The 11,159-nt window shown below is 58.1% G+C and carries 11 protein-coding genes; 5 read left to right on the plus strand and 6 right to left on the minus strand.

The features are described from left to right. Nucleotides 1–10 precede the first annotated feature (10 nt). Nucleotides 11–724 carry a hypothetical protein gene (locus OMR58_RS01915; protein ID WP_234471685.1) on the plus strand — a complete coding sequence of 238 codons (714 nt, stop codon included), beginning with the start codon at nucleotides 11–13 and terminating at the stop codon, nucleotides 722–724. Nucleotides 725–798: 74 nt separating this feature from the next. Here OMR58_RS01915 and OMR58_RS01920 read toward each other — a convergent pair whose 3' ends face one another. The 5 genes from OMR58_RS01920 to OMR58_RS01940 are packed head-to-tail and all read right to left on the minus strand — an operon-like array spanning nucleotide 799 to nucleotide 6,044. Next, on the minus strand, nucleotides 799–1,560 hold the full coding sequence (locus OMR58_RS01920; protein ID WP_200559253.1) for an amino acid ABC transporter ATP-binding protein: 762 nt from the start codon (nucleotides 1,558–1,560) through the stop codon (nucleotides 799–801). Further along, complete coding sequence (locus tag OMR58_RS01925) at nucleotides 1,557–2,459, minus strand: amino acid ABC transporter permease (protein ID WP_200559254.1); 903 nt, start codon at nucleotides 2,457–2,459, stop codon at nucleotides 1,557–1,559. Before OMR58_RS01925 ends, OMR58_RS01920 begins: the two co-directional genes overlap by 4 nt. Further along, nucleotides 2,456–3,352 carry an ABC transporter substrate-binding protein gene (locus OMR58_RS01930; protein WP_105591672.1) on the minus strand — a complete coding sequence of 299 codons (897 nt, stop codon included), beginning with the start codon at nucleotides 3,350–3,352 and terminating at the stop codon, nucleotides 2,456–2,458. The genes OMR58_RS01925 and OMR58_RS01930 overlap by 4 nt, the downstream gene beginning before the upstream one ends. A 3-nt stretch (nucleotides 3,353–3,355) precedes the next feature. Next, the gene (locus OMR58_RS01935; RefSeq protein ID WP_264545015.1) at nucleotides 3,356–4,705 is read right to left on the minus strand and encodes an LLM class flavin-dependent oxidoreductase; all 1,350 of its coding nucleotides are present in this window, start codon (nucleotides 4,703–4,705) and stop codon (nucleotides 3,356–3,358) included. Nucleotides 4,706–4,721: 16 nt separating this feature from the next. Beyond that, nucleotides 4,722–6,044 carry an MmgE/PrpD family protein gene (locus tag OMR58_RS01940; protein WP_444861283.1) on the minus strand — a complete coding sequence of 441 codons (1,323 nt, stop codon included), beginning with the start codon at nucleotides 6,042–6,044 and terminating at the stop codon, nucleotides 4,722–4,724. Nucleotides 6,045–6,287: 243 nt separating this feature from the next. Between OMR58_RS01940 and OMR58_RS01945 the strand changes: the two genes are divergently transcribed. Beyond that, complete coding sequence (locus OMR58_RS01945) at nucleotides 6,288–6,533, plus strand: helix-turn-helix domain-containing protein (protein WP_105591675.1); 246 nt, start codon at nucleotides 6,288–6,290, stop codon at nucleotides 6,531–6,533. A 64-nt stretch (nucleotides 6,534–6,597) separates the two neighbouring features. Beyond that, the gene (gene msrA / locus OMR58_RS01950) at nucleotides 6,598–7,134 is read left to right on the plus strand and encodes a peptide-methionine (S)-S-oxide reductase MsrA (protein WP_264545016.1); all 537 of its coding nucleotides are present in this window, start codon (nucleotides 6,598–6,600) and stop codon (nucleotides 7,132–7,134) included. 4 nt (nucleotides 7,135–7,138) lie between these two features. Here msrA and OMR58_RS01955 read toward each other — a convergent pair whose 3' ends face one another. Then, a complete protein-coding gene (locus OMR58_RS01955) occupies nucleotides 7,139–8,533 on the minus strand; it encodes an MFS transporter (RefSeq protein WP_264545017.1) in 1,395 nt (464 codons plus the stop codon). A gap of 118 nt (nucleotides 8,534–8,651) precedes the next feature. On the opposite strand from OMR58_RS01955, the gene OMR58_RS01960 reads away from it, so the two are divergent. Continuing rightward, nucleotides 8,652–9,554: a LysR family transcriptional regulator gene (locus OMR58_RS01960; protein WP_200559258.1), complete on the plus strand. Its 903-nt coding sequence runs from the start codon at nucleotides 8,652–8,654 to the stop codon at nucleotides 9,552–9,554. A 106-nt stretch (nucleotides 9,555–9,660) separates the two neighbouring features. After that, nucleotides 9,661–10,374 carry an SDR family oxidoreductase gene (locus OMR58_RS01965; RefSeq protein ID WP_264545018.1) on the plus strand — a complete coding sequence of 238 codons (714 nt, stop codon included), beginning with the start codon at nucleotides 9,661–9,663 and terminating at the stop codon, nucleotides 10,372–10,374. The last annotated feature ends 785 nt before the right edge of the window (nucleotides 10,375–11,159 follow it).

Consider the following 11,159-nt stretch of genomic DNA (forward strand, 5'->3'; position numbering starts at 1 on the left):
GTAAGGAGTTATGATGACGTTTAAAATGAAAACGCTGATTGAGGCGCTGTTTGTTGGCGGGCTGGTTCTGAGTGCCATTCCGGCCGCCTCTGCGGCGGAAAAAGCCATCGCCACCGATCTGGAACCGCTGCACCACGTGATTATGGAAAACCAGTACGTCACCGTGATGCGGGTAATGATCCGTCCGGGACAATCCACCGAGTTTCACGAGCAGCACCTGGATTACGTGAACACCCACGTCAGCGGCAGCATGGTGCACATCTCGTACCCGGATCATCCGGCCAAAGATCACTGGATGAAGACCGGCGACGTGAAGTTCGGCCAGCATCAGGGAAAATCGGATGAGGACAAGGTCAGCAATACCGACAACACCCTCAATCATCAGGTGTCGTTTGAGATTAAACAAAATGGCCCACAGAACTTTGGCGGCGCCACGCGCCCGGACAGCCCGCTGTTCCACCCGGTGCTGGATGAAAAAACGGTGAAGGGCTGGAAGGTTCGGCTACAGCCGGGTGAAGTGGCACCGCAGTATGAGCAGCACGGGCCGGGAGTGAGAGTGTTCTTTACCGAAGGGCGTTTACTGCTGGCGGAGCCGGGTAAACCGAATCGCGTGAAGGAGATCTGGGTTCATCGTGGTGATGCGTTCCTCACCGGGGCGGGCCAGGTGGAACTCACCAACGGCGGTGAAACGCCGCTGGAGTTTAACGATTACGAACTGCTGTAAAATCTGCGAACGGCGTAACCGTCATACGCTTGCTGCGACGGTTACGCCCCTCCCCTGCCCTGTCGGGAAAAAAACTACAGCACGCTGGCGAGGAACTCGCGCAGGCGCGGATGCTGTGGACTGTCCAGCAGCGTGCGCGCATCGCCGCTTTCGACAATCGCACCGTTATCCATAAACACGATGTTATCCGCCACTTCGCGGGCAAAACCGATCTCATGGGTGACCACCACCATGGTGATGCCCGAGTGCGCCAGCTGTTTCATCACCTGTAGCACTTCGCCCACCAGTTCCGGGTCCAGCGCCGAGGTCGGCTCATCAAACAGCATCACACCCGGTTCCATGGCCAGCGCACGGGCAATCGCCACACGCTGCTGCTGACCGCCGGAAAGCTCACGCGGCCAGGCGCTGACGCGATGTGCCAGCCCGACCTGATCGAGCAGCTTCAGCGCACGCGCTTCCACTACCGTGCGTTTCTCCTTGCGGATACGCAGCGGCGCGTCCATCACGTTTTGCAGCACGGTACGGTGCGGGAACAGGTTGAACTGCTGAAACACCATGCCGATGCTCTGCCGTTGCAGGGCTACCTGATGCTCCGCCAGCTCAACCAGATGCTGGCCTTTGCGGCGATAGCCAACCAGCGCTTCGCCGACGTGGATAGTGCCGGCATCGAGTTTTTCCAGATGGTTAATGCAGCGCAGCAGCGTCGATTTCCCCGAGCCGGACGGCCCGAGGATCACCGTTACCGATCCTGCGGCGATATCCAGATTGATATCGTGCAGCACCGTTTTGCCGGAAAACTGTTTGCGGATGCCGCGCAGTCGGATGGGTTCACTCATGACTGGTGCTCCTCTACGTTTGCCGTGCGGCGGAACCAGCTGCGTTTCACCGGCGCGTTGCCGCGACTGAACCAGGCTTCAACATAGTACTGGCCGACGGACAGCACCGAAGTCATCAGTAAATACCAGCCGGTAGCCACCAGCAGAAGCGGGATCACCTCGTAGGTGCGCTGATAGATAATCTGCGCCGAGTAGAGCACGTCCTGCAGGGCAATCACCGACACCACGGCGGTGGTTTTCAGCTGACCGATCACTTCATTACCGGCAGGCGGCAGAATGGTACGCATCGCCTGCGGCAGTACCGTCTGACGGAAAATCTGCCCCGGACGATAGCCCAGTGCCTTCGCCGCTTCCAGCTGGCCCGGATTCACGCTCTGGATACCGGCGCGGATGATCTCCGCCGCATAGGCCGACTGATGCATCACCAGCGCAATCACTGCCGCGCTGAACGGGCTGATGATTTCATTAGTGGTGGCGGTCCACACTTCGCCGACAAACGGCAGCGAGAGCGACAGCTTCGGATAGAGCGCGGCGATGTTGTACCACAGGAACAGCTGAACCAGCATCGGCACCGCGCGGAAAAACCAGGTATAGACCCAGCTGACCCACGCCAGCACCGGGTTGGCAGAGAGGCGCATCAGCGCCAGAATCGTTCCGCCCGCGAAACCAAACAGCACCGAGATCACCGTCAGCTTGATGGTCATCAGCACGCCGCTGATAATCGACGCTTCCGTCAGATTTTCCGCCACCACGTCCCATTCGAAACGGGGATTGCTGACCACTGACGATCCCATCAGCGCCACCAGCAGCAGTACGATCAGGGCGCTGAACCAGCGCCCGTAGTGACGATGCCCGACTATCCGCAGGCCTGCGCTGTCTTCGTCAGGCCGCAGACTCATTTGGCGATCTCTTCATTCAGACCGGCGCTTTTCACCGCGCCAAAACCGATTTCCCACTTATCAAGGATCTGCTGATAAGTACCGTCCGCGATCAGCGAGTTCAGTGCTGCCTGAACCGGTTTTTCCAGCGGCGATTCTTTCGGCAGGGCAATCGATACGATGGTGTCTTCGATGGTGATCTCGCCCGCCAGCGCCAGTGCTTTCACGTGGCTGGCCTGATAGCGCAGGCCTTCATACGGGCCGAAGAACATCGGCACGCGGCCGCTGATCACCGCCTGCACGCCCGCCGGGCGATCCGGGAAGATCGGGATGGTGATTTCCGGTTTACCATCTGCTTTACAGGCGTCGCTCGCCTGCTGCAGGCGCGTCACCTGCGAGGTGCCCGCACCGGCACCGACGGTTTTACCGCACAGTTCCTGGAAGGTGTTAAACGGCCCCAGTTCAGCATCCTTACGCGAGATCAGCGCCAGCTTGGAGGCGTTGTAATAGCCGACGAAATCCACCTGCTGCAAACGCTTTTTATTGGCGTCGATATTAGACGCAGCCAGATCGTAACGCCCTGACTTCAGGCCGGGAATAATGTTGTCAAAGCCGCCGGTATCGCGCCAGTGAACCGCGATCCCCAGACGATCGGCCACCGCGCTGACGATGTCGATTTCGCGCCCGGCGAGGGTTTTGTTATCCGCCTGATAGAAGGTGGTCGGCGGCGTGTTCGGGTTGGTACCCGCGACGATAAAGCCTTTCTTCAGGATATCGGCGGGCAGCGTGGCGTGCAGGGCAGCATCCGCCTTTGGCTTGACGCTGCTGCTAAAGGCCACGTCCTGGTCGGCGGCCAGCGCAGAGGTCAGCGGGAACAGGCTCAGAACGGCGGCGGTCAGTAATGTTTTTTTCATGGTTTATTCCTTCTCAGTCGCCAGTGCGGGCACGGCAGCAAAATTTTCTTCCGGCGACGGCAGGCCGAGGTTTTCACGCAGGGTAGTGAACTGGTATTCGGTACGGAACAGGCCACGGCGCTGAAGTTCAGGCACCACCAGCTCCACAAACAGCTCCAGCTGGTTTGGCAGCACGGCAGGCATGATGTTGAAGCCGTCCGCCCCTTCCTGCTCCAGCCACTGCTGGAAGTCGTCAGCGATATCAGACGCGGTGCCGACAATCACGCGGTGACCGCGCGAACCGGCCGCTACGGCGGCCAGCTGGCGCAGGGTCAGATTTTCACGCGCAGCGAGTTCGGTCAGCAGCTTAACGCGGCTCTGGCCGCCTTCGGTTCCGCCAATCTCCGGCACCGGGCCATCCAGCGGATAAGCGGTCATATCCACGCCGAAACGCGCCGACAGCTGTTCGATGCCATTATCGATATCCACCAGTTCGTTCAGCTGGTTCCAGGTTTCCTGCGCTTCTTCGCGGGTGCGGCCGACGATCGGCATCACGCCCGGCAGGATCAGCAGATGGTCCGGGTGACGACCGGCTTCACGCACGAACTGTTTCTGGCTACGGTAGAAGGCCTGGCCCTCTTCCAGCGATGCCGCGGCGGTAAACACCACTTCGGCGGTTTCTGCCGCCAGTTTCTGCCCGGCAGGGGATGAACCGGCTTCGATGATCACCGGGCGTCCCTGCGGTGAACGGGCGATGTTCAGCGGGCCCTGCACCTGGAAGTATCTGCCTTTGTGGTTCGCGGCATGAATTTTGGCTTCGTCAGAGTAACGGCCTGTATCCTTCTCGCGCACGATAGCGCCCTCTTCCCAGCCGTTCCACAGCTTGAAGGTGACATCGAGGAATTCGCGGGCAATGTCGTAACGCTCTGCGTGTGAAGGCAGATCGGTGCGGCTGAAGTTGCGTGCCGCATCGGTAGAGAACGAGGTCACCACGTTCCACGCACCGCGTCCACGGCTGATATGGTCGACGGAGGACAGCGCGCGCGCAAGGTGGAACGGCTCATCGAAGGTGGTGGAGGCGGTCGCCGCCAGGCCGATGTGTTTCGTCTGCACCGCCAGCGCGGAGAGCAGCGTCAGCGGCTCCAGGCGCGACATAGTCGACGGCAGGCGGTGAACGCTGGTGGCCAGCGCATCGCCGACGAAGAACATATCAAAACGGCCCTCTTCGCCTTTTTTGGCGATCCAGGTGAACCAGTCCACGTCGGTCGGCGAGCCTTTAGCGCCTTCTGCGCGCCAGCCACCTACATGGTGGCCCAGCGCCTGGACAAACAGGCCGAGGCGCAGCTGGCGTGATGCGGTTTTTTCTACGGACATGAGAAACCCTTATTCGTTATTTGCTGAGCAATGAAATGAGACGATGCAGTGCGGCGTCGCTGCCAAGCTGTGCATCGTTAAACACGCCCTGCGCCAGAAGCGCAGGCAGCGCGCTGAGACTGTTGCGGAGTTTTGCCTCCACGTCGGTATAGGCGGCAGCGGTTTCCTGCCGGGTGACGCAGTGGCTGAGCTGGCTGCCATCGTTAAGAAACAGCGTCACACGATGGAAACGGCGATCGGGGTCCAGCTCATCGGCAGGTGCCGTCGGGTCCGGGTGGCGACTGACGCGCGCCGCCAGTTCGGCGATATCGGCCTTTACCGGCGCTTCGGTGTAGTTTTCCAGCGCCACCGATCCGTTGATCAGTGCATCGGCAATGACATACTCCAGGCTGAAGCGCGCTTCCACGCCGTTTTTCGGTACGATGATATTCGGCGCGGTATCGGCCCCCGGAGGGAAGCTGACCTCAATGTGGTCAATGATCTGAGCGACAGCGCCCTGCCCTCTTTCCTCCAGCTGCTGACGCAAAACGAACGCCGCTTCAGCCGCACTGTGCGTGCCGCCGCAGGTGGGATAGCGTTTAAATTCCAGGCCCGGCGCGATAATGCGCCACGGATTGCCCCACTCCGCCAGCAGCTGTTCCGGCTGTGCGGCATCGAAACCCAGGATCTGCAGGAAGCTTTCCAGCACGCCATCCGGCTGACCGCCAAAACCAGCCTGAGCCAGCTGCACGCTGTTCACCGCGCTGCGCGCCGACAGTCCGGCGTGCAGCGGCTTTGCCGCAGAGCCAAACTGGCTGCGTAAACCGGAAGCCTGAGTAACCGCCAGGCCGAGGGCAATCTGCGTGGTGCGGACGCTCAGGTTCAGCAGGCGACAGGCCGCACCGGCGGCGGCAATGGTGCCGAGGGTACCGGTGCTGTGGAAACCGGCGCTGTAGTGCCGGGTGCCGATGGCTTTACCCAGTCTGCCCGCCAGCTCGACGCCCACCACATAGGCATCGAGGAAGGCATCAATGCTCACCGTCGGGGAGGCCTTGCTCAGCGCCAGCAGCGTTGACAGCACGACCGTGGTCGGATGGCCGCGAAAGGCAGGATGATAGTCGTCGAAATCCAGCGCGTGGCTGATGTAGCCCAGCTGCAGCGCCAGGTTTTCCTTTGAATGCAGCGCGGGGAAAACCCGGATAACCGGCTCCAGTCCGCTGTCGACCACGCTGCCGTAAAGGACCGGGAACAGGCAGGCAAAATAATCCTTCGCGCCTTCACGGGCGTTTTGCCGCTCCGCGTCTCCGGGATGGTGGGAGAGAAGCGTTTCGGCCAGCAGTGCGGTCAGTGAGTTATTCAAAATACACCTTTTTTAACACTGTATTGACATAAATCAATATGTTATAAATTAGCTCCATTTTCTTTGCTTCACCGCACCACAGCCAATAACCAACCGTTATAACCCATTCCTAAATGAACTAAGCAGAAAGCCCGTAATGGCTATCTTTTTACGATTATTCACTCTATATAGCGGTACTGCTATAAATTCGCTTTATCGCATCACTGCTATAATGTGTACTCACCCACAGCAGGATGAGCGCGAATGAAAATCAGAACGCCCGCCGACTTTGGCATCGTTATCCGCAGTGTTCGCAGTGCACAGGGCATCAACCAGCAGCATCTGGCCGAGATCTGTGGCACCACGCAGTCGGCTATTTCCCGCCTGGAAAAAACCGGGGTGTGTCATATTGATACCCTGCTGCGAGCCTGCAATGCATTACATCTGCAGCTGGAGATTTTTCCCCAGTCGGCCAGGCTGAGTGAAAAAAGCGTGGCCGCTGACTTGTAAATGACGCTGGCTGCTCTTATATAGAAAGGCTGATAAACGGGGATTTCCCTGAAGGAGTAAAATAATGGCAACTGAATACGCAACTATCGCAGGCGGCTGTTTCTGGTGTACCGAAGCCGTGTTTAAACAGATCGCTGGCGTAAAGTCCATCGAGAGCGGCTATATTGGCGGCCATACGGTCGATCCGACCTATCGCCAGGTGTGCAATGGCGACACCGGCCATGCCGAAGCCATCCGTATTGGCTTTGACCCGCAGCAGATCAGCTATGGCGATTTGCTGGATATCAGCTTTGCCACACACGATCCAACCCAGCTGAACCGCCAGGGTAACGATATCGGCACGCAGTATCGTTCTGCTATCTTCCCGACGAACCCGGCTCAGGAAGAAGAAGCCCGCGCCGCAATTGTCCGTGCGCAGGCCGATCACAGCGATCCCATCGTCACCACGATTGAAGATGACGCGCCATGGTATCCGGCAGAGGATTATCATCAGGACTACTGGGCCGGTGAAGGCCAGGAAAACCGCTACTGCCTGGCCGTGATCCCGCCTAAGCTGCAAAAATTACGTAAGCGCTTTGCGGCGAAAACTATCTCCGGTTGAGTTCCTACTCAGCACCGGTAGCAGCATCAGCCAGTTTCCGGCGGGTGCTGCGCCATGAAACAAATGCCAGCCCCGCCCCCAGTAGTGACAACAGCGCCAAAATAACCATGACCCAGCTGTAACCGGTTTCCGTTCCCAGTCGTTGATAGATCTGCGTGGCGATCGTTAAACCCAGCGCCCCGCCAAGATTGTGCAGCGTCCATGAAATCCCTATTCCCTGACCGTGCAACGCCTCAGGCAGCGCAGCCAGTGCGGCAGCAACGGATGGCCCGAGGATTGCGCCCCAGCCCGCGCCCATCAGCACAAAGGCCACAACGGTCATCGAGAGCGACGGCGGTGCGGATAATCGACTTTGCAAAATCCCCGACAATGCCAGCATAACAAATCCCGCCGCCAGCACCGGCCACGGGCCGAAGCGGTCGCTTAACTTTCCCGTCAGCGGTGAGACCAGTGCCATCACCAGCGTCACCGGCAGCAGCATCACGCCCAGCTGCGCCGCGCTCAGTGAATACAGTTCCAGCAGCTTAAACGGCATCAGCAGGAAGGCAGAGCAGTAGAACACTGCCAGCAGAATGGAAAGCCCGCAGGCGCGGCGGAACAGTCGATTCCTGAGAACACCCAGCTGAATGAGAGGACTGGTAGCCCGGCGCTCATAGCGGTTAAACAGCAACAGCGATATAAGTGAGATCGCCAGCAGCAGCAACGAAGCAGGGCTGAACAGCCCCCAGTGACTGATATAGACCGTCAGCAACAGGAGCGGGAGCAGTACGCCGATCAGCATTATCCAGCCCGGATAATCGACAGACTGGGTTTTCGAACCCGGCTTCACGGCTATCTTTCCTAAACAGCAAAAATAACTGAACGCCATCAGTGGAACATTGATCAGAAACACCGCCCGCCAGCCCAGCAGCTCAACCAGCCCGCCGCCCGCAACCGGCCCTAGCGTCAGACCCAATCCGTTGGCGGCAAACAGCAGACCCAGCGCCCGCCCGCGCTGTGATTCTGCTATCGACTCAACCAGTATCGCCGCCGTTGCGGTATACAGCACCGCGCAACCGGCTCCCTGAATCAACCGGCTGACGACCAGCATCGGCAGACTGACTGCCAGCCCGGCACTCAGTGAAGCCAGGGTGAACAACAGCATGCCGCCGTACAGCACTTCGCGTTTCCCATAGCGATCGGCCAGTCTGGTGGCCAGTACCATACAGCAGCAGAGCGCAATCACGAACAGCGTCATCACCCACTGCACACCGTCAAGCCCGGCAGGGAAATGCTGCTGGATGGCGGGCAGAGCGGTATTAACAATAGTGAAGTCAAGACAGCCGGCGAAGCTGGCGATGCAGATCCCGGTGATTAATCCAATCTGTTGTCGGGGCGTATGGTTTATTCGATCGGTCATTGTGCGTTCCTGTGAAGCGAAATCGGTCAGCACAAGGTTAACGTGTATTTTTTTCGCCATCTGCGCTGATAATTCGTCATACTGGCGAATTGATGTCGTCCATAACCCAGAGGTGACCATGATCCCCGGAGACAGACTCAGTGGTATCAGGGCGTTTGTACAGGCGGCACAGGCGGGCGGATTCAGCCTGGCGGCAGAGCAGCTTGGTCAGTCGCGGTCCACGGTAGGCAAGGCAATAGCCCGGCTCGAAGCGCGATTGCAGGTTAAGCTCTTTTTACGCACCACGCGCACGCTGTCGTTAACCAGCGAGGGTCAGCGATTTTATCAGGACTGTCTGCGTATCCTTGCCGATCTTGATGCCGCAGAAAACCGACTCACCGCGCACGCCTCCGTCCCCACCGGCTGCCTGCGGGTCGCCGCTCCGCCGCTGTTTGGCGAGAAGCAGGTGATGCCGCTGCTGCTGCCGCTGACGCGTCGCTGGCCCGGACTCACGCTTGATATGCACTTTTCCACCCGGCGAGTGGACCTTGCAGAATCGGGAATCGATCTGGCTGTGCGCATCGGCAGCCCCGGTCATCACAGCGATCTCACTTCCCGCCAGCTTGGGGTACAGCAGATGCAGCTGTGTGCCTCACCGGACTATCTTCAGGCCTCTGGCATACCGGCCTCGCTCAGCGAACTGGCAAAACATCGGCATATTACGCTGCCGGAGCAGGGACGTACCCAGTCGTGGATCCTAAAAGACAGCGACGGAAAACCGTTCTGGTGGCAGCCCGAAGAGGGCCTGCGGTTTAGCACGCTGAGCGCAGTTTACCGTGCGGTACTGGACGGATACGGGATTGCGCAGCTGCCGCAGTGGCTGGTCGGTGAACATATCCGTGATGGTGAACTGATTGAGCTGCTTCCGCAGAGCCAGGCTCAAGGGCTACCCATCTCTGCGGTATGGTTAAAAACCGCCGCAATGCCACAGCGTCTACGGCTGGCGATCGATACGCTGGTCGCCGGTTTTAGCCCGTGCTGAGCGGGCAATATCATTCCCGCCTGGCGGGTATCCAAAGCAGAATAAGTCTCTCGCTCTGAGCCGGTGTGAATGGTAGCGTCACTGTCATTTATGACAAGGAGTGAATATGACGACTGCATCTTCCCGTCCGGTGGCGATTGTCACCGGAGCTACCAGTGGTATCGGCCTGGCCATCGCGCGCGATCTGGCAACCGACCATCAGGTTTACGCCATCGGGCGCTCGGCTGAAGCGCTGGCTGAGCTACAGCAAATCCAGCATATCGAAGCCGTAGAGCTGGACCTTCTCGATAATCAGGCTCTGAAAAACTTTACCGATCGCCTGTCATCTGTTGCCGTACTGGTTCATTCAGCGGCGATTTCGGAAAGGCTGAGCGTGGAGCAGGCCACTCCCGAGCAGTGGCAGAAACAGTTTTCTATCAACCTTTTTGCCCCTGCAGAACTGACCCGACTGGCATTGCCTTTGCTGCGAAAAGAGCAGGGCCAGGTGGTGTTTATCAATTCAGGTTCCGGCACGCTGGCACTCGCCGGGCACGCGGTCTATTCGGCCAGTAAATTTGCATTGAATGCCCTGGCCCATGCCCTGCGTACCGAAGAAAGCGAAAACGGCGTGCGCGTTGCGACAGTGTCACCGGGCCCGACCGATACCCCAATGAACCGCAAAAGCCGCGAGCGTGCCGGTGATTTTGCCGCTATCGACCCCCTGGCTTACAGCACGCCGGAATCCGTTGCAGCGGCGGTTCGTCTGGTGGTTGACGCTTCCGAAGATACTCAGATTGCAGACGTGGTTGTCAGACCGCGTCGCGATAGTGCTAAACGCTAGTCAACAGAGGAGGATTCGTGAATCTGTTTAACCTCAGCCGGGAACTGAAGCGCCATATTCGCTTTAGCTACTGGAACGAACTGTGCGCTCTCAACCCTTAAAAGCCAGCCGGATATTGCCCCCTGCTTAGCCACGACAACCTCTCAGGCAGGAGGCAGTTCCGGTTGGTTTAACCTACTTCCGGTTCTCTTTTTTATCTTCTTTCTTCGGCATAATACCTCCTGCAATCGCAAACTTATCCCTCCAGCTCCTCAGCTCCTCAGCTCCTCAGCTCCTCAGCTCCTCAGCTCCTCAGTATGTTCGCCCAACCCGTTCAATTTACTATGCACGCTAGTGCTTTTTTAACGTTAATATTTCCATCCTTCGGAGCTTGCAAGGGTGTACATTTATCAATGCGGGAAGAGTTCTGAGCTGCATAAGATAAGCCATGGCGTAATGCGATTTACTCGTTTACTGGAGCTGTACGCTCACTCACTCGCTCACTCACTCGCTCACTCGCTCACTTACTCAGGCAGGCAGGCAGGCAGTTAATTTTTATGTTTTTACATGCAAGAACTTATAATCAAATCTGCGCCTGAATCCTTACGCTCGATGCTCAATACTTGGTTTTCGATACTTAGTACCTCAATATTAAAAACCTGATACCTGATACCTGATACTCAGCTCTATCTTCTTTGTTCTTTGTTCTTTGTTCTTTGTTCTTTGTTCTTTGAGGTTTGAGGTTTGAGGTTTGAGGTTTGAGGTTTGAGGTTTGAGGTTTGAGGTTTGAGGTTTGAGGTTTGAGG

The organism is Erwinia sp. INIA01, from assembly GCF_025947915.1.
Lineage (GTDB): Bacteria > Pseudomonadota > Gammaproteobacteria > Enterobacterales > Enterobacteriaceae > Erwinia > Erwinia coffeiphila.